The following is a 19,186-nucleotide window of genomic DNA, read 5'->3' on the forward strand; positions in this document are numbered from 1 at the left end:
AAAGCTAGTATCTTACCCCATCTTGGGAAAGATGGGGTTGGTCGGGTGGTTACTTTTGTTCCACTATCAGCAATATGTACAGACCGCTAAGGAACCCTACAGTTATACCCAGTTCATGGAGCATTACAACCGTAAGTTTACAAAGGCCAAGGGATCCATGAAACCGGAACATGATCCGGGCAATGAGATGTATATGGACTACGCTGGCAAAAAATTGCATTTTGTGGACCGGGCCACTGGGGAGCTCATTGCGGTGGAAGTCTTCGTGGTCATCCTGCCCAACAGTAAGTACACCTATGTGTAAGCCTGCCATAGCCAAAAGAGAGCGGATTTTATTACCTGCTGTGGCCATGCCCTTTAGTTTTATTGCGGAGTTCCCAAGGCCATCGTCTCCGATAATTTAAAGTCGGCCGTAACCAGTGCCAGCCGTTATGAGGCAGATATCAACCGCAGCTTCCAGGACTTTGCCAGGAACTACAACTGTGTGATCAACCCCACCAGTGGATATTCCCCGCAGGACAAGGCGCTTGTAGAGAATGCTGTCCATCTTGCCTATCAGCGCACCTATTACCCTTTGCGCAAAATGATTTTCTTCTCCCTGAACGAGCTCAACAAAAAGATCCGCAAGCTGTTGACGGCCTATAACAATCTACTGTTTAAAATAAAGCAGGCCAGCCGTCTGGAGCTCTTCCAAATTTCATGAATTTCGCGGATTTCGATTTTTCGAATTTTGAGTTTGTACTTTTAATTTTAAGTAATTGCTCAGATTTCGAGTAATTCAAGAATCACAAGTCATAATTTTTGTTCTTGATTCTTTGTTCCTTTTTAGAAACAGATTGCACAGATTACACTGATTTTAATTTCATGGATTTTTGAATTTTTAGCGAAACAAGTCTTTAACAGTTCAGCGGTCTATGTTCTTATTAAAAACAGCCTCCCAAAATGCAAGACCTGCTCACATTTCAAAAGACTGTTTATTTAGTAGACTTTTATTAAATCCTACTTCGTAATACTATGATCCCAATTGGCACCGCTGATATCCGTTATTTTTAGATTGTAAGTTCCTTTTGGGAGGTTTATAAAAACAGCATCCTTAAAATTCATTTTGGCTTTTGCTCCCAAAGGAATGATAAGACTGTGTTTTCCTGGTTTCACTTTCGCGATATAATAATTGTCAATCACGCCATCATCTAAGTTTGCTAAATCATCTTGTTTATAGCTGATGACGGTATTGCCTTGACTATCGGTAAGCGTAATGTCAATCATCCAGGCGCCGTAAACGTCCACGCCTTCGGTTCTATAAACGTCAAATGAAAGTCCGTTGTCATTGAATTGACCTTCCGTAATCTCTAATTTCGGCTTGACCGATTTATTGTGCAAGGTTCCCCAAACACCACCATGGAACACCTGATTGGTGTATAAGGTCAATCCAAAAATTAAAATGGAACCCACCAATACCACTTTAGGAAAGATGCGATCTTTAATTGGCAATATCCCAGAGCCTAACCAAGCAAACCATTTTGTTTTGGTAAATGCATAGTTCTTATTCATGAGGTAATTGTCCATAGAATAAGTGCCGCTGCCGCTTAAGAAAAGCATGTATCCTGTAGCAATACCAAGCACGCCAATTTGCCATTCATCCAAGCAAGTCGTGCCAATCCATCCAGAACCCAATAAGATGCCCATGGCCAATCCGAAAACACCAATACTCATAAGTCTTGTGAACAGCCCAAAAATCAGAAACAAGCCTACAATTCCTTCAAGAATAGTAAAACTAACCATGGCAACATAAAGGCTATCTGGGTTTTCAACTAAGTTGAGGATGATGGGTTGAATCCAAAGTGCATTCGGGAGGAAGTGGTTGAACTTTTCGCCGATATATCCTGCAACTTCTGGATCTAATTTATTTTCTAAAATGATTCTTCGGTAAAAAGCGGAAAAATAAGTCCAGCCAATAACCATTCTTACCCCAAGCATTAAAAGCCCGGAATCGTTTTTAATATTTAATTTCATTGTATTTATCTCAAAATGTAGTTACTAATTTCTTGTGGCTGTCTTTATAAGACGGCTTGTTTGGCATAAGAAATGAGTTACAGATGAACCTTCAGGTTCTGGTAGAGAATGTAGTAGGGGATAAGCGCGACCGATTCACTTTTATCCTCAATTTGTGTGACTGTCTGTTTAGCTAAATCAACTGTAACAAGTGCAAACTGTGGTTGTTTATAAGGAATTGCAGGAAACTGCTGCTGCTGATTGGTTGTTGTAGCTGAAACCAATGTTTCATTCTCTTCATAAACTTGACACACGCTTTTGCTGGAAACTTCTGTTTGAGGAAGTTCTAGCGCCGTTTGGATGGAGTTTCGAACCTTGCAAGGTGACAGCAACAATAATGCTATTAATCCCATGATCGAGGATAATAGAACTGCTTTTTTGATATGTAGATGCGCTTTCACGCGGCAAAGATAAGCCTATTTTTAAATTAATGCGAATAGAGGAAATGCGTCTGAGCAAAAAAGTTAGGGATGCTATCAAGATTGTTCCTGTTGTTGTTTTTTCGAAATTGTGCCATTTTTTCTATCTGAATAAATTATTGCGTTTTGGCTTTCCGAAGATTTTAAGTGATTAAACAATGGTAGTTTGTGATCTAAAAACAATAAGAATGTCAAATTTAGATCATCAAAAAAGCCAACCTTTTAAAAGTTGGCTTTTTATTTACTGATTAAAGTGAAGGGGAAATCTTATTCCTATTGTTCCGAAGTGTTCCACCATAATGGCGTTTTCAAACGAATAAGCGGATCATTACTAGGCATATTGATGTAGTTGCGATCTTCCTCGTTGCGCTCGTACAGCATCCCTTGAATCCATTCATCACTGCCTGGAAAGATATCTAGATTAACATTGATCGGGCGCTTTAGTCCAGGGTATATCGCAGCACTGTAATCCATTCTTCGCATATCTACCCACGTTTCTGGGTTAAGCATGTTGGCAATATACTTTTGAACCATAATTGCTGACATGCCAATATTGGTTGCACCAATTTTTGCATCTAATAAAGATAAATAGGTGTTCATTTCAGTGCTTGGTACATTTAGTTTTTCCATGTCCGCTCTAACACCTTCTTTAAAAGCAGTATAAGCTCCTGTTAAATCATTTTTTCTAAATCTTGCTTCTGCCTCTATGAATTTTACTTCACTGTAAGTCATCATATAGGTTGGCGACGTTGGACTGGTATAAAAACCACCGTTTCCGGCTGAATATTTAGTTGCAGGATCTCCATCCAAGCCTCGGCCCACATCTAAACCTACATAACCACCGTTAACCGCTTCAGGAACAATAATGGATAATCTAGGATCTTCTACTGGAACTGCTAAGTTTAATGGGTTTTTTAACAGATTGACAAAAAACGTACTAAAGTATCGGAATCTTGAAGAGCCGTAGCCACCGACAGCAAATGGTTGTCTTTGATTTTCTGCTTCACCTCCCACAAAGTCTTGTTTCGCATTTAAAGCGTTTGAATTGATACCGGCCTCACAAGCTGCGATAATGGCATCAGCATTGTATGCCATATCTCCAGACGTTTTTTTATTTAAATGATTTAAGTAACGTGCTTTGACAGAGTGCGCGAAACGGATCCATTTCTGTTGGTCGCCATCGTAAAGTACATCACCACCTTCAACATTAAGTCCTATTGAGCTGGGTTGCTGAAGTTCTGCAATAGCTTCGTCCAACAAGGTGAAAATTGTTTGATAGGCCTCTTTTTGCGTTACGAATTTCGGCGTAATGTTCATGTTTGACTCTCCATCATAGGTGTCTTTTGTTACAATATCACCATATTGATCTGTAGTCATACCAAAAGTATAGGCTCTTAATATCTTGCCCACTGCAGTGTAATTTGGAGAATTATATTTTTTACCTAAAACAATTAGATCTGCAGTGTTTGGCAGTGCATATACATAAGCGTTCTGCCAAAAAAAGTAACTACCCGTGGTAAGGTTATTAGTCCATGAGTTGGATTCATAGGCTTTGGTGTGATGGGCTGCATATTGTGTAACCCCAATAATCTCCCTGGCGCCTCTATACTGAGCAGTTCCTGTCGTGTTTTCAATAGCGCCCTGTATTCTAAACTGTGGCGCTAAACCACTCGTTGTTGGAGCAGTTTCTGAACTGTTGACATCAAAGTAGTCATCGCTACATGATGTGGCAATTATTGCTAGCGCAATAAATGAATATTTTAAAATTTTCATAATTATAATTTTTTAAAATCTAAATCTTAAACCTAAGTCAAATCCTTTCACGTTTGGAGTTCCAAGATTATCAATATTCATGGAGCCCGCACCAGAAATGCCCGCACCAAATGTATTTACTTCAGGATCTACACCGCTGTAATTAGTAATGGTAAATAGGTTACGACCTGTAGCATAAATTTCTAAACCTGTAAGGGATAATTTATCCAAAACTTGGGTTGGAAATTTATAGGATAAGGTCACATATCTCAATCGTGTAAATGAACCATCTTCAATGAAGTTTTCAGAGTTTTGAGAATAAAAATTTTGATAGTAATTCTGATCTCTATCCACCGCAACCGTATTTGGATTGCCTGCAGCGTCTACACCTGGCAATACCACTGATTCATTTCTGCCTGCAACAGTATTGGTACTTAATCCATAATAAGCTAAGGCAGATTCTGTAGCGTTGTACACATCGCCACCTTGAACGATGTCTAATAAAAACGATAGGTTGAAATTCTTATAGCCTACGGAATTTGAAATGCCTAAAGTCCAATCAGGAGTTCTGTTAACGTCGTCATAAGTTTGATCGGTTAGCGTAGGTAAACCATTAGAATTAATGATGACCTCGCCATTTTGATTTTTTACAGGGCGTTTTCCACGTAGTCCAAATAATGAACCGTGAAGGATCGCTGCTCCAGCAGCTGAGTTTCTAAACGTCCAAGAGTCGGACAAATAAACCTCACTCAAAAATCCTGGTAATTCTTTAACCTTGCTTTTATTAGTGCCAAAGTTGAAATCTAAATCCCAAGTAACATTGGATGTCTTAGGAAGCATCTGCAATCTTAACATCGCTTCAATACCGCTATTGGTAATGGAACCGCCGTTAAGTGTGGCGTAAAAAGTTCCGGTTGTTGGCGGTACTCTAATGTCGCGTAAAATCTGATTGTCAGAGGTGCTTTTATAATAAGTCAAATCTAATCCAATTCTGTTTTCCAGAAAACGGACATCCGTTCCTATTTCAAAACTATTGGTGAATTCAGGTTCTAAGTTAGGATTTCCAACGTTAACCCCATTCCAAGTATAGGCTGAACTCGCTAAGCCATTGATGTTGGTGCCCAATGAGCTTTCTAAAGCACCAATTGGTGCGTCTTTACCTACCTGAGCCCAAGTTGCTCTTAATTTGAAATAGGTTAAACCGTTTGGCGAAGTAATATCCGAGCCGTAAACTTTAAATAAATCGCTCACCACAGCCGACATCCCCACTGATGGGTAAAAGAACGATCTTTTATCTTTTGGAAGGGTGGAGGACCAGTCATTACGGCCTGTTAAGTTCAAGAATAATGAATTCTTCCAGCCAAATTTAAGTTCTCCAAAAACCCCAACGATACGCTTTCTGGTAATCAATTCGGAAATCCCTTGATTTTCCTTTAAAATATTACCGATGCTATAAATTCCTGGTGCCAAGAAAGATCTTCCTGAACTGAACGTTGTTCTTACATCTAACTCTTCAACCGAATTACCAATCATCCCGTCAAAGGAAAAATCTTCCGTGATATCTTTCTGATAACTCAAAAAGATATTAGAAGTCAATTGGGTATGATCTTTTTCAAATTGATTGATAAAACCATCTTCTCTAGTGTCAATTAACGATCCGCTTCCTGTGACTCTTTTATTGAATTCGGTATAATTATCCGTTCCAATTTTATAAGATAGATTAAAATCATTTAAGAACTTATAGTTCAGACTGATGATTCCAATTAATCGTTTCGTCGCATCCGAGTTTGGACTATTCACCTCACTCCAATAAGGGTTATCAAATTGTTGATTTAGGAAAAATGCTTTTTGTGATCCATCGGCATTTAAGTAATCTTTTGCATTGACATCCGCTGGATAAGCTAACAAGCTTCCGAAACTGCTGCCAGTGGCATTTCCTTGTTTACTGCTCAAAATATCTGTAGTGATATAGTTTGCAGAAATGCCCACCGTGAAATTATCAGTCAAATTGGAGTTTGTATTTATTTTAAATGATGTTTTATCATAACTTGTTCCCCCTATGACTCCTTTTTGAGAGACGTCTCCAATGGACATATAAAGATTGCTTTTATCAGTACCCGTGGAATAACTTACGTTATGATTTTGGGTGGCGGCCGATTTATAGAAATCTTCAATATTGTTAAACGTTGGCGTGTTTGCACCAATGGCTTGTCCAAAAGACAACGATGATTCTGGATCGTAAGTGATGCCTGCTGGGGTTCTTATTTGAGCACCTTTTCCATACATTTTTTGAACGTTGGGTGTGCCCATAACTTTATCTGTTGAAATGGAACCTGAATAGGTCACGGTACTCATGCCTGCTTTTCCTCTTTTAGTGGTAATAATTACCGCACCACCAGCGGCTTGAATACCGTACAAAGCGGCAGCAGCAGGACCTTTAAGGACAGAAACACTTTCAATATCCTCAGGGTTAATGTCTGAAGCTCTGTTGGTGCTTGCTACTTCTAAACTGGAGCTGGTTGAGTTGTCAATTGGAATTCCATCCACTACAAATAGCGGTTGGTTATTTCCTGTGATAGATGTTCCGCCGCGAATCAAAATAATAGCGGAAGAACCCGGTGCACCACCAGAATTAACGACGGTAACGCCAGAGACTTTACCTTGCAGGCCGTTAACCATATTGTTTTGGTTCCCTTCCATAAGCGCGTCAGATTCTACAGCTTGTACTGCATATCCTAAAGCTTTCTTTTCTCTTTTAATACCTAAAGCTGTAATGATAACTTCATCCAAAAGGTCTCCAGCTTGCAATGACACATCAATCGGTCCTGCATTGATGGCTTTGATTTCTTTGGTTTGATACCCGATGTAAGAAAAAACAAGGGTTGAATTTAAGGGGGCTTCAATAACATAATTTCCGTCAAAATCTGTAATTGTACCGACCGTGGTGCCTTTAACCTGTACGGTTGCGCCGAGTAAAGGTGTGTTGTCGTCGCCGGATTTGACAGTTCCCGTAATTTTTAAACTTTGAGCAAATACGCCTTGAGCAAAGCAAAAAACGAACAGGAATTGCAATAATAATTTGCCTTTCATATTGAGTTGGTTTTAATAATTTATCTCTCAAATATAATTGAATAATTTAAAAATGCATAAATAATGCAAAAATAAACCATTAATTATGCATTAAAAGCGCAAAATCGATAATGATTCAGTATTTTAAAAGCAGGTTAGCGTGCATTTTAACAAAAATTGTTATGGTTTCAATATTATGATTACTTTGCCCTCCCTATTTAATCCCTATGGTATTATGAAAAAAAGTGATAGACAACGTTTAATTGTAGATATCGTCATGCGGCAGCGAAAAGTGGACACCGATCAGCTGGCGATGGAATTGAATGTTTCGGCGGATACTATCCGTCGCGATCTGAATGAGATGGATGAAGACGGCCTGCTGACTAAAGTACATGGCGGCGCAGTGTCTTCCATTCAAAAACTGTTTCATTATAATGAAGTGGCCGTTTTTAATCGGGAAGAGAAGAAGGTTATTGCCCAAAAAGCCATTCCTTTTTTAGAAGATGGTATGGTAGCTATTATAAGTGGTGGTACAACAAACTTGGTGTTTGTGAGTGCTCTGCCAAAGGATTTAAAAGCCACCATTTATACTTTTAGCTTGGAAATCGCTTTGCAATTAACCGATCATCCTCACATTGAAACCGTTTTTATCGGTGGGAAAATCCAAAAAAAATCATTGGTTTCCATAGGGATCGATTGCTTTCAAATACTATCCAAAATACATGCTGATATTTGCTTTGTTGGCGCTAGCGGAATTACTTTAGATGAAGGCATTACCGACGAAGGCTATGAGATTGCCTTAATTAAAAAGGCCATGATTGATTCGTCAGATAAGGTGGTCTCATTGATAACCTCCAATAAACTTAATATCCGTCATAACTATTCGGTATGTCCGCTTTCAGAAATCGATGTGATCGTGACCGAATTGAAAAGTGATCATCAACTTTTGAAGGACTATAGTTCAAAGGGGGTAATGATTTTGTGAGCGTGATTTATATCTTTTTAAATTGGAAATGACAAAATCGATTTGATTCGAATGTTCCTTTCCTAGGGTCTGATCTCGAGTTTTTTTGTAGATAATGTATAAGCTGCCAAGTTGGAAACCCAGATTATGTGATGGCTGTTGGGGAAACACCTGAAGTAACGAAAATTTACAGATCAAGAAAAGATTTATTGACGGTTTAAGTTGGTTTTACAATTTTATAAAGTAATAATTCCACATCTTCGTTTGGAAGTCTTGTGGTACCATTTAATTTTAGCCCAAGTTTTTCAAGTAGGCGTTGCGAAGCGCTATTGTCTTTGGTCGTGATTCCTTTGATTTCTTTAATGTCAAATTCTTCAAAGGCTGCGTTCAATAATCGATGGGAGGCCTCATAGCCATAGCCTAAACCTTCATATTGTGGTAAAAGTGCAAAGCCAAGGTCAATACCATTTAGGCCTTCTCTTTTATAAAGTCCGCAGGTGCCTATTTTTTGTCCCTCTGATTTTATGATTAATGTATAATTTGAATAGCCAAACGCATGTAGTTGTGGGAGCATTTTAGTGCGAATGTAACTGGCGCCCGCTTCCACGGAATCAATCGCTCTATCGCCAACATATTTGATGAATTTAGGCGTGTTCATCAATTGATAAATTAATTCGGCATCGTCTTCTAAAGTTGGCCTTATTAGTAATCGCTCGGTTTCGAATGTTTTGTGCATGGGGTTTTTAAAGGATAACGGATTTGGGAAGAGTTTGTTTGATTATAAATGTTGAGATTGGAAATTGGCTTATGGGTAGGGCGGTCGTTGTGAAGGAGGGTTAGCTGGGGCTGAAAGTTACTTAGATTTTTTTATTATTTTTACGGTTGAGGTTTATGTTTTGGCACGTGTTGCAAACGAATGGTAGCCTGGAGGGAAGATTGTTGGTGGAAAACACCAACAACGGCGATAAATTCGTTTAAGATTAGCACTTTAGCCCGCATTGCGCTTATACAATGTTAGTGGCTCGTGTTTTATGTCGTGGTCAATAATGTTCCTACAAAACTTCTCATTAAGTTTATAGATTCTGCAAGTTCTTCATCGGTGTATTTTATATTTTCTTTGTTTTCTGGGTGATGAATTTGGTGTCTAATTTTTTCTGTTGAAATTATTTTTATAGTTTTTTTACTACCGTCTTTCTCTACTCTGATGTAGTCAATTTGAGTTTTACCACTTTTGAAGTCATTAATTTTGCCTTCAAATTCTATAAAACCGTACAATTCGTTATGATATTCTTCTGTTGTTTCAGAAAACGCCAAGAAGTTAACTTCGTTAAGTGATGGATAGGGCAATGTATGTGGTGAAACTGGTTCAATAGTTTTTCCGCTACTTGTAGATTTAATTAATCGCAAATGTTGAAATTCTAATTCTTTTACTAAAGCAGGACTGTGTGTTGTAATAATTACCTGTGTATTTACTGTTCCTGAAAGAGTTAAGAATGCAGAAATCAGCTTTCTTTGATGTTCGGTATGTTGTGAAGTTTCGGGTTCTTCTATTGCATATACAATACTTGGAATTTTTTCTTCCGTTTTTCTTCTTTCAGCTTCTGCTCTAAAGAAGTTTAACAATATTAGACGTTTGACTCCACTACCCCTTTTGTTAATTGGAATATCTTCGTCTCCTGCGATTGAAACATTTTTAAAGACGTCAGCCCATTTCAAACTTTCTGCTGTTGGAATTATAGGATTTAAACTGTCAGCAATTTCGGGGTTCATTTCTTTCAGTTTTTCCAAAGTTCTGTCGGAAACCTCTTTTAGCTTTTTCTCAACTTCACTTGCAATTTCGGCAAATTTTATTTTTAAACCACTATCGCTTAAAATCTGTTTTACTGCTTCTTTTAATGGGTCTTGTACTTCGTTATCTCCATCGCTATTTTTTCTGTCTGATTGAAATAAAGAATAAAGTGGTAAATAATTTTTTAACTGTTCCCAAATTGATTTTGTTGCGTCACCTTTTGTTATGTCAAGTTCAATTTCGTTTAATCGTAAGTCTGTGATATAATGGTTCCAAATTGCTGTTCTCATTACTGCATTTTTGGTGTTGTCACTACAAATTATTGATTTTTCTTTGATGATTTTCTGTAGGTCTGTATTCTTCTTTAACAACAAGTCTTTACAGTCGTCATTTGTTGGGTGATTTGCTTTGATAAATACATTTGGAGTTGTCTTTGCGTTTGGATATTTCTTGATTACCTCAAGTTGGCCGTTTGAGTTTAGTGAATATTCTGCACTTAAAGTTGTTTCGTTTGTGCTGTCAATTACAATTGTGGCTGGTAGTTCTTCAAAGCAAACTGAAATAACTATTTCATTGTCTCCTAAAGCAAGTGCTTTTTTATTTATGTCGTCTTTGTCAAGTTTTATTACACCTTTACTATCATTGAAGAAAATATCTAACGCTTCTAAAACAGTAGATTTACCAATGTCATTTTTACCTACAAAAGCGGTCAAGTCGCCAAATTCTATTTCAACTTCATCTTTGTAGCTTCTAAAATTCTTGATTTTTATTTTCTTGATTTTCATCTATTATTGTTTTTTTTTTAGGTGGTCGTTCTACACTTGCCACTAACAAAGGCCTATACCGCCGATGAACATTATTAATGTATTATATATTCCTAATAACATGCATTGGAATAACGTACCAAACTACCCAATTCCAACCTCATATCCTATACGTAACTTTACGTAGTTTCCTACACCAATATGCAGTTTTTCAAACCCATCGTCCACCTTCCTTCGACACGGTCCCCAAAAAATCATATTTTTCAAAGGCTCACTCGAACAAGTGTCGAACAAGACTCGAACAAAACCCCTATAAAAGGCCTCCAACCGGACAAAAACGGACAATACCAGACAAAAGACGACACAACCAGACAAAAACCGACAATACCCGACATTTTCAACCCATAGGTGCATGCCTTTATGAAGGCCATTGATGACATTGACGAGGCTTGGTTGTTAGGCGATTAAGGTGTTTGTGCAGCCTAGTGTTTTGCAATATACCGCCGTACATAGTGTAGTACCCAGCAAATAAACTTATCTTTGCCCAAAATTTAAAGGAGTGACCTAAATCAATAGTGCTTGCTTCGTAAACACAATTTATGTCATTCAATTCATTAGGATTATCTGATGCTTTACTTAAAGCCATCAGCAAACAAGGCTATACAACGCCTTCACCCATTCAACAAAAAGCCATTCCGTTAGTATTAGAAGGTAAAGATGTATTAGCATCGGCACAAACAGGTACCGGAAAAACAGCGGGTTTTACATTGCCATTATTGCAATTATTATCAGAAGGCAAACCTTTACGCCACCGTCCGGTTAGGGCTTTGGTATTGACGCCAACCCGTGAACTAGCGGCGCAGGTGTACGAAAACGTAAGACAATACAGTGAGTATTTGGATATTAGAAGCACCGTTATTTTTGGTGGAGTCAACCAAAATCCGCAAGTAGCCACCCTTCGCAATGGCGTAGATGTGCTAATTGCAACGCCTGGGCGTTTGTTGGATTTGCATAACCAACGCTTATTATCCCTTGCCAATGTTGAGATTCTCGTATTGGATGAGGCCGACCGTATGTTGGATATGGGTTTTTTACGCGATATCAAAAAAATTATGGCAGTCATGCCAGCTAAACGCCAGAATCTTTTGTTTTCGGCGACGTTTTCCAAAGACATCAAAGCTTTGGCGAATGATATTCTTAATCATCCGGTGTTGGTGGAAGCAACTCCTGAAAACACAACGGTGGAAGCGATTGCTCAGCAAGTCTATCGTGTTGCCAAAAGTTTAAAGGCAGATTTGTTGGTGAAATTGATTAACGATGGTAATTGGGAACAAGTATTGGTATTTACACGTACTAAACATGGGGCCAACAAACTGACTCAAAAGTTGATAAGTAGCCAAATTACGGCTATGGCCATCCACGGTAATAAAAGTCAAGGTGCCAGAACCAAGGCTTTGGAAGGTTTTAAAAAAGGAACAGTACGCGTGTTGGTCGCCACTGATATTGCTGCACGCGGCTTGGATATTCCATTATTGCCACACGTGGTCAACTTTGAACTGCCTAACATTTCTGAAGATTATGTACACCGTATCGGTAGAACAGGAAGGGCAGGAGCGAGTGGTTTAGCTATTTCGTTGGTAAGTGCTGATGAAACAACTTTTCTTCGTGATATTGAAAAATTAATCAGAGAACGCATTCCTGTGGAAATAGTGGAAGGTTTTGAACCCGATCCAAATGAGTCTACCGAACCTGTTAAACAAGGTCAAGGAAGAGGACAAGGGCAAGGACGAAGCAATAAACCAAAAGAGAAAAGTTCAGGCGCTAAGAGTCCATCTTCAGGAGGACGATCTGACCGAAATAAGAGTAGACGACGCAGCTAAAGTTCAAAATGAACTTGAAAATGAACTTGAAGTCCAAATTGAAGATTTTCAAACCTCAAGCCTCAAACCTCAAGCCTCAAACCTCATTATGCTCAGTCAAGTTTTAAAAGATAAAATCATTGCTGTTTGCAATGCAAAGATTGCCGCAAAGGGGACGAACGTTGGTTTGTCCTTTTATGCTTTTTTTGCCAACAAAAATGACACTCCTGAATTGTTGATGGAGGCCGCCACATGGTGGATTATGACGCATAAACTGGATCATTTTGAGAAAGCGGTGAAGATTAGGGCTTTGGTGGAGGAGTAGATGAGGTTGAAATTGAAGTTGAAATTGAAAATGAACCCGATACTTCCGGACAACTCAATAACTAATTGAAATTGGAATCCTGAAAAAAGAAGACTTTAAAGTCGAAATAAATTCCGAGATTTGCCTGCCCGGGCGAATCTTTTTCTAAATCGGGAAGTTGAAACCTTAAACTTCAAACCTGAAACAATAAAACATGCAAGCCAATAATCCTCTTCACGGCATCAAATTAGAACAGATCATTAATGAGCTGGTTGCGCATTATGGTTGGGAATATATGGGTTCGATCATTAAAATCAAGTGTTTTAATGAAGATCCTTCCGTCAAATCAAGTTTGAAGTTTTTAAGACGTACACCTTGGGCACGCGCTAAGGTGGAATATATGTACTTAAAAATGTTATCTAAGAAACGCTAATCAATAAGAGCTGTTTCAAATCCCTTAATTCTGATCTCCGCATAGAGCTTTCTCATTAAAGTTGAATATGGACTTTGAAATAATCAATTTCAATTCTTTTTAAAATAAGTCTTGATTCTTAATTCTAAAAGCAAAGCGGTCTTATTTCTCTTGATTAGGATACATCAATTTAAAAGTATCATTCACACTTTGATGTAAAATAGTGGCATGGTTTTCATTAGGCAAAAACAGGAACTCCGCTTTTAGATTTGGTTTGCCTGCATTCTTCAAAACATCGACTAAACTTTTAGCTTCGCGTTCCATAATTTCGCCTTCAGAACCTACCGACACATATACATTGGCAGACAGCTTATTGTGCGCACTTAAAAACATTTTGGCATCCTTCAGCAACGATTCATTGTCCCACCATAAACTCGGACTCACGATAATATAATCAGTAAACAAGGTTGGTTTTTTAAATAGAATCTCAGTGGCTACCAAACCGCCCAGGGATTGTCCGATGAGCATTTTTTGTGCATTGGTTGGGTAATTGGCCTTAATATAGGGCTGCACTTCATTCTCCATAAAATCGATGAATTTTCTGGAACCTCCTGTGGTTGGATAATCTTTTTTTAGCTTTTTATCGATGGTAGGAAATGTGAAATCACGCTTGCGGTCTATGTTGGCAATCCCAACCACAATGGTTTTTGGCATATTCATTTGCAGATTAAAAAACTGAACCAAGCCAGCGATATGTAAGAAGTCTTCGTCCATACTACCATCCAAAACATAAATCACAGGATATTTTAAGGTGTCGGCTACTTTATAGCTTTCAGGTAAATATATATTGAGTATCCTTGATTCTGAAAGGATTTTGGATTCGATGGTGACTACTTCGCCAATAGTCAATGGTGTTTTTGAACTTTCTTTTAGGGTAGTCTGTGCTTCCGCAGAAGTAAGGCCTATCGTTATCAAAAATATACTATAAAAAAAGTGCTTCATTTATCAGGTTTAATTTGGATACATTCATTCAAATCGGAATGCTTTCAAATATAGGTTATAGGTGGGGTTTATGAGGTTTTTTTGACACGAATTTCACTAATTACACGGATTCCAATTTAATTTTAAATCTTTTATGAACTGGTTAATTTTTTATGCCAATAGTGAAGCGGTCTTATAGCTAATAGGATGTCGCTCCTCTGGAGCTAATCCTTGAAACCTTTTGTTCTTCTATTAAGATGTCACCACGCCGTGGCTGTTCTGTTTGTAGACACGGATTGCACGGATCACGCGGATTCACAACAAAATATAAATTTGTATCGTTTCACGAATTAAATATTGAATGCTTTTGAACTTCCTTTATCATCGGTTTTTAAGCTCCAGAAGAGCGCAATAGCAATAGCTTAAATTATGAGGTTTATTAATAAGCTCCTTAGGAGCGGCATGTTTTCGCATAATTTACAATTTCATTGCGTTTGATATATCGGTGACATTAATTATACCGCTCCTATTGAGCTCTATTGTGATGATTTGATGTATTTGCTATTAAGTTGATGTATTTGTTATTAAGATGTCGCCACGCTGTGGCTATTGTATTTTTAGACCAGATTGCACGGATTACCCGGATTCAAAACAGATTCCAAATCTCTGATGTTTTAGGAAGCCAGTCCTAATACTTAATACTTAATACTAACCGCAAAGCACTCTCAAAGCTATTTACATTTTGATATTTCACGAATCAAGTCTATAATCTATGTTCTAACAGCGAAGCGTTCTAAATTCTATTTAACCTAATCCTCTTCCTCCTCAAAAATCACAATGTCGGCATCAAATTCCGCATCCTTAAACTCATCTCTACTGATCCAATATTCGGAGGTGGTCATGATATAAGAATTGTCTCCTGTGGGTTTTAATTCCCAAACAATATCTTCAGCCTCATCAAAAGCTTCTTTTCCTGCCAATTGTTCAGAGTATAGCCGTTTGATGACGTTGTTATTGGCCAAGGTTTTTTCAAGAACTTTTAAAACAACTTCTTTGGTCACATCATTATTTGGAGAAATTTCAAACTCAATGATGGTAGCTTTTGCGTTTGGAAATGTGCCATTGTAGGCTTTGTATAGCAATTGATTGATATTAAAAAGTTCATGGTGCAACGAAATATCGCGATATTCTTCTGATATCTTATCCAGTAGCATGTCATGCGACATCTGGTCGATTTGCCCTTCGTTTAGATGTTCGGACAATTTATAATCTAAAAGTATGGCTGCTGCTTCATGGCCTTCAAAATCAGAGATGGCCATAAAGAGAAGTTCTTTCAGTTCTTCAGGTTTTGAGTCTTTGCCATCTGGAAACCCGAAGCGTTCCAGAAGTTCGATATAATCGGCATTGGTCCATGCCTCTTTAAATTCTTCAACAGTTTTAACACTGTTAATAATGATATGATAGGTCATAGTTATTTCTTTTTTAATTCAAATAAATCTGTTCTGCGATCCTTTAAATTTCTGACACTTCCAAATTGGTTCAACTCTCTTAAAAGGTCAATATCCACATCCGCAATTAGGATCATTTCAGCGTTTGGTGTAGCTTCTGCCTTGATTCCGTTAGTTGGAAAGGCAAAGTCACAAGGTGTAAATACCATAGATTGTGCGTATTGAATGTCCATGTTTTCAACATTTGGCAAATTGCCCACACTTCCTGCTATGGCAACATAACATTCATTTTCAATGGCTCTCGCCTGTGCACAATGGCGCACACGCGAAAACCCGTTTTGGGTATCGGTTAAAAACGGTACGAATAGGATGTCCATACCTTCATCGGCCAAGATTCGGCTCAATTCAGGAAACTCAACATCATAGCAAATGAGCACGCCTATTTTGCCACAATCTGTATCAAATGTTTGGAGTTTTTTGCCACCGACCATGCCCCATACTTTGGCTTCATCTGGCGTGATGTGCAGTTTTTCAAAACGTTCGGTACTCCCATCACGTCGACATAAATACCCCACATTATAAAGTTTATTGTCGACCATCTCAGGCATACTGCCGGTAATGATGTTGATGTTATACGAAATGGCCAATTTTGAAAATCGTTGTACCATTTCTTCGGTATGTTTTGCCAATTCCCGGATGGCTTCAGCGGTCGATAAATGATTGGTTCCTGCCATTAAAGGCGCATTGAAAAATTCTGGAAACAAAGCAAAATCACTGCGATATCCTGAAACGGAATCAATAAAAAACTCTGCTTGCTGCATCATTTCGTCCATATCTTTATACAATCGCATTTGCCATTGTACCAAGCCTAAACGGACAATCTTTTTGATAGCTGTGGCTTTTTTTGACTTTTTCTCGTAATAGATATTGTCCCATTCCAACAGCACGGCATAATCCTTAGATGACGCATCACCTTCCAAATAATTTTTTAGAATTCTGGTGGGATGAAAATCATTGGAGATTTGAAAGTTAAGCACCGGATCATGGATTTCCTTACGACGTACCTTGTCGATATATTCTTTAGGCGATAACTTGTCGGCATATTTATGATAGTTGGGAATACGGCCACCAAAGGCCAGACCTCTTAAGTTTAAACGTTCGCACAATTCTTTTCGGTAATCGTATAGTCGGCGGCCCAAACGCAAACCTCTATACTCTGGTTTGATAAACACATCAATGCCATAAATGACATCTCCATCATTGGTATGCGTGCTAAAAGTGTAATCGCCAGTAATGTCTTTATAGGTATGGTTGTCCTCAAATGTGTTATAATCCACAATGATGCTTAAGGCGCATCCTGCAATATGCCCATTGATTTTAATGACCACTTGGCCTTCGGGAAATTTATCGATCAGTTTCTTAATTTGACCTTCGCGCCAGAAAGCATCTGGCATAGTGGTATAGGACGCAATCATGGCCTCCTTAAGCTCCTGGTAATCTTCCAGGTTTAAATATTTTAATTCGATATTATCAATGTCTTCCATGGTGTCATTCAATTTTTGTTGATCTTTTGAGTAGCGATAATCAGAGAGATTATCAATTTTAAAAATACTATTTTAAGGCTTTGATGCCTTCATAAGCGACAATGGCAACTGCATTGGCAAGGTTTAAACTGCGGACATGGTCACTGAACAATGGGATTTTATACAACTGTTCTTTATGTGCTTCAATAATGTCTTTGGATAAGCCAACCGATTCCTTTCCGAATACCAAAAAGAGATTCTCTTCAAAAGGAATATCCCAATAATCCTTATCGCCATGACTGGATAAAAAAGCCATTTTCTTGTCTTGATGCTGTTCGAAAAACTCGGCTGCATTTTCATAGGTGGTAATATGGACATGTGGCCAATAATCCAGTCCGGCGCGTTTAAGTCGTGCATCAGTGATTTCAAATCCGAAAGGTTTTACCAAATGCAAATGGGAACCAGAAGCTAGGGCCAATCGGCCAATATTACCGGTATTATTTGGGATTTCGGGTTCGATTAGTACAATGTTTAAGGGCATATGGTTGATTTAATTAGAATTGTTTTATAGGGGTTAAATATGTTTTTGATGAAATTCATAAACCAAAAAGAAACCTACTCGTAAAGATATGAATAGGTTTCTTTTTGAAATACGTGAAAATTAAATTTTAGATATATTATTCTTTATAGTTTTTTTCTCGATGACTCTCATGATTTCCGCTTCATTTTTATGAAACGAGAAGTTACGGAAAATCGCCGTGATTTTTATTAAGATTGTCTTAAAGTTTAGGGCGGAGGTTGCCCTTCAATGGTTTTACGGCTTTAAAAATTGGTCGATATAACTGTTTATTTTGCCCGTGCCTTCCGTATTTAGATGCTTAATAAATGCACTGCCTATAATAGCGCCTTTGGCATATTTGGTAGCCTGTGTAAAAGTTTCATGGTCAGAAATCCCAAAACCGATTACTTGGGGATTTTTCAAGTTCATATCGGCAATACGCTTGAAATAATCTGTTTGTTGATTTCCAAATCCAGAGCTGCTTCCTGTAACACTGGCGCTGCTTACCATATAGATAAAGCCATTGGATATGGAATCAATATAGCGTACCCGTTCATCAGGCGTTTGTGGTGTAATTAAAAATACATTGATAATGCCATACTTTTCAAATAGGGATTTGTACTGGTCATCATAGACATCCACAGGTAAATCGGGGATAATAAGTCCGTCGACACCAACCTCTGAACATTTTTTGCAGAAATCTTCCACGCCATATTGCAATATGGGATTGAAATAGCCCATAATAACCAAAGGAATACTCACGGTTTTACGGATATCCTTGAGTTGCTCAAAAAGAATTTTTGTAGTCATTCCATTCTTTAAAGCCTGTGTTGAACTTGCTTGAATGGTTGGTCCATCGGCCAAGGGATCGCTGAATGGCAAACCTATTTCAATCATGCCCACACCACTTTTCTCCAAGTCTTGAATGATGGAAACGGTGTCGTTAAGGTTTGGATATCCTGCGGTAAAGTATATAGAAAGTAACTTCTCGTCACTATTTTCTTGTAGTTTTTTGTTGATTCTGTTCATTGAAAATTTATTTTCATTTCCGCGAAGGCGGAAATCTATCTTGTTAAATATGCTTTATTTTTTGTTGCCACGAATACACGAATGTATGTCGATTAATAGTTTGTCTGTACATGTTTTAATTCTACTCCTTTTAAAGGAGGAGTGGCTTCAATTCCAGAAAAGGAATTGAAGTCGAGGTGGTTTATTTTTTTTTAATTAAACCCTTCCGTCTTCATCCTGTTTTCTGGGGATGAAGCCACCTTCCCTTCATTTCGACAAGCTC

General features: G+C 38.2%; 16 protein-coding genes and 1 pseudogene. 6 read left to right on the forward strand and 11 right to left on the reverse strand.

What is annotated here, in order from left to right; translation table 11 throughout:
- A pseudogene (locus tag ACOH2D_RS09580) lies at nt 1-304 on the forward strand (IS21 family transposase); the annotation flags it as partial.
- Nucleotides 305-484: 180 nt separating this feature from the next.
- The gene (locus ACOH2D_RS09585) at nt 485-703 is read left to right on the forward strand and encodes a hypothetical protein (protein ID WP_449535083.1); all 219 of its coding nucleotides are present in this window, start codon (nt 485-487) and stop codon (nt 701-703) included.
- Nucleotides 704-999: 296 nt separating this feature from the next.
- Here the strand turns inward: ACOH2D_RS09585 and ACOH2D_RS09590 are convergent, their stop codons facing one another.
- From ACOH2D_RS09590 to ACOH2D_RS09605, 4 genes are all read right to left on the reverse strand, one after another.
- Nucleotides 1,000-2,013 (reverse strand): TQO small subunit DoxD, encoded by a 1,014-nt coding sequence (locus ACOH2D_RS09590; protein ID WP_449535084.1) that lies wholly within the window; start codon nt 2,011-2,013, stop codon nt 1,000-1,002.
- Nucleotides 2,014-2,090: 77 nt separating this feature from the next.
- Nucleotides 2,091-2,405, reverse strand: a complete 315-nt coding sequence (locus ACOH2D_RS09595) for a hypothetical protein (protein WP_449535085.1) — start codon at nt 2,403-2,405, stop codon at nt 2,091-2,093.
- A 339-nt stretch (nt 2,406-2,744) separates the two neighbouring features.
- Nucleotides 2,745-4,244, reverse strand: a complete 1,500-nt coding sequence (locus tag ACOH2D_RS09600) for a SusD/RagB family nutrient-binding outer membrane lipoprotein (RefSeq protein WP_449535086.1) — start codon at nt 4,242-4,244, stop codon at nt 2,745-2,747.
- Between the two features lie 12 nt (nt 4,245-4,256).
- Nucleotides 4,257-7,313, reverse strand: a complete 3,057-nt coding sequence (locus tag ACOH2D_RS09605) for a SusC/RagA family TonB-linked outer membrane protein (protein ID WP_449535087.1) — start codon at nt 7,311-7,313, stop codon at nt 4,257-4,259.
- A 214-nt stretch (nt 7,314-7,527) separates the two neighbouring features.
- Here ACOH2D_RS09605 and ACOH2D_RS09610 point away from each other — a divergent pair, with 214 nt between their 5' ends.
- Nucleotides 7,528-8,277: a DeoR/GlpR family DNA-binding transcription regulator gene (locus ACOH2D_RS09610; protein WP_348035433.1), complete on the forward strand. Its 750-nt coding sequence runs from the start codon at nt 7,528-7,530 to the stop codon at nt 8,275-8,277.
- Between the two features lie 196 nt (nt 8,278-8,473).
- Here ACOH2D_RS09610 and ACOH2D_RS09615 read toward each other — a convergent pair whose 3' ends face one another.
- Complete coding sequence (locus tag ACOH2D_RS09615; protein WP_449535088.1) at nt 8,474-8,992, reverse strand: GNAT family N-acetyltransferase; 519 nt, start codon at nt 8,990-8,992, stop codon at nt 8,474-8,476.
- Between the two features lie 293 nt (nt 8,993-9,285).
- Nucleotides 9,286-10,830: an ATP-binding protein gene (locus tag ACOH2D_RS09620; protein ID WP_348035435.1), complete on the reverse strand. Its 1,545-nt coding sequence runs from the start codon at nt 10,828-10,830 to the stop codon at nt 9,286-9,288.
- Between the two features lie 578 nt (nt 10,831-11,408).
- Here ACOH2D_RS09620 and ACOH2D_RS09625 point away from each other — a divergent pair.
- The 3 genes from ACOH2D_RS09625 (at nt 11,409) to ACOH2D_RS09635 (ending at nt 13,405) form a co-directional block, all read left to right on the forward strand.
- The gene (locus tag ACOH2D_RS09625; protein ID WP_449535089.1) at nt 11,409-12,689 is read left to right on the forward strand and encodes a DEAD/DEAH box helicase; all 1,281 of its coding nucleotides are present in this window, start codon (nt 11,409-11,411) and stop codon (nt 12,687-12,689) included.
- A gap of 88 nt (nt 12,690-12,777) precedes the next feature.
- Nucleotides 12,778-12,993, forward strand: a complete 216-nt coding sequence (locus ACOH2D_RS09630; protein ID WP_449535090.1) for a DUF6500 family protein — start codon at nt 12,778-12,780, stop codon at nt 12,991-12,993.
- 193 nt (nt 12,994-13,186) lie between these two features.
- Nucleotides 13,187-13,405: a VF530 family protein gene (locus ACOH2D_RS09635; protein WP_449535091.1), complete on the forward strand. Its 219-nt coding sequence runs from the start codon at nt 13,187-13,189 to the stop codon at nt 13,403-13,405.
- 141 nt (nt 13,406-13,546) lie between these two features.
- Here ACOH2D_RS09635 and ACOH2D_RS09640 read toward each other — a convergent pair whose 3' ends face one another.
- The 5 genes from ACOH2D_RS09640 to trpA all read right to left on the reverse strand — a co-directional run bounded on the left by ACOH2D_RS09640 (nt 13,547) and on the right by trpA (nt 18,924).
- Entirely contained in the window at nt 13,547-14,386 is an 840-nt protein-coding gene (locus ACOH2D_RS09640) for an alpha/beta hydrolase (RefSeq protein ID WP_348035353.1), read from the reverse strand.
- A 788-nt stretch (nt 14,387-15,174) separates the two neighbouring features.
- Nucleotides 15,175-15,834, reverse strand: a complete 660-nt coding sequence (locus tag ACOH2D_RS09645; RefSeq protein ID WP_348037074.1) for a hypothetical protein — start codon at nt 15,832-15,834, stop codon at nt 15,175-15,177.
- Between the two features lie 2 nt (nt 15,835-15,836).
- Nucleotides 15,837-17,357, reverse strand: a complete 1,521-nt coding sequence (locus ACOH2D_RS09650) for a bifunctional GNAT family N-acetyltransferase/carbon-nitrogen hydrolase family protein (protein ID WP_348037072.1) — start codon at nt 17,355-17,357, stop codon at nt 15,837-15,839.
- Nucleotides 17,358-17,424: 67 nt separating this feature from the next.
- Nucleotides 17,425-17,877 (reverse strand): tRNA (cytidine(34)-2'-O)-methyltransferase, encoded by a 453-nt coding sequence (locus ACOH2D_RS09655; RefSeq protein WP_348037070.1) that lies wholly within the window; start codon nt 17,875-17,877, stop codon nt 17,425-17,427.
- A gap of 273 nt (nt 17,878-18,150) precedes the next feature.
- Nucleotides 18,151-18,924: a tryptophan synthase subunit alpha gene (gene trpA / locus ACOH2D_RS09660; RefSeq protein ID WP_449535092.1), complete on the reverse strand. Its 774-nt coding sequence runs from the start codon at nt 18,922-18,924 to the stop codon at nt 18,151-18,153.
- Nucleotides 18,925-19,186: the final 262 nt, after the last annotated feature.

This window comes from Gelidibacter sp., from assembly GCF_053579655.1.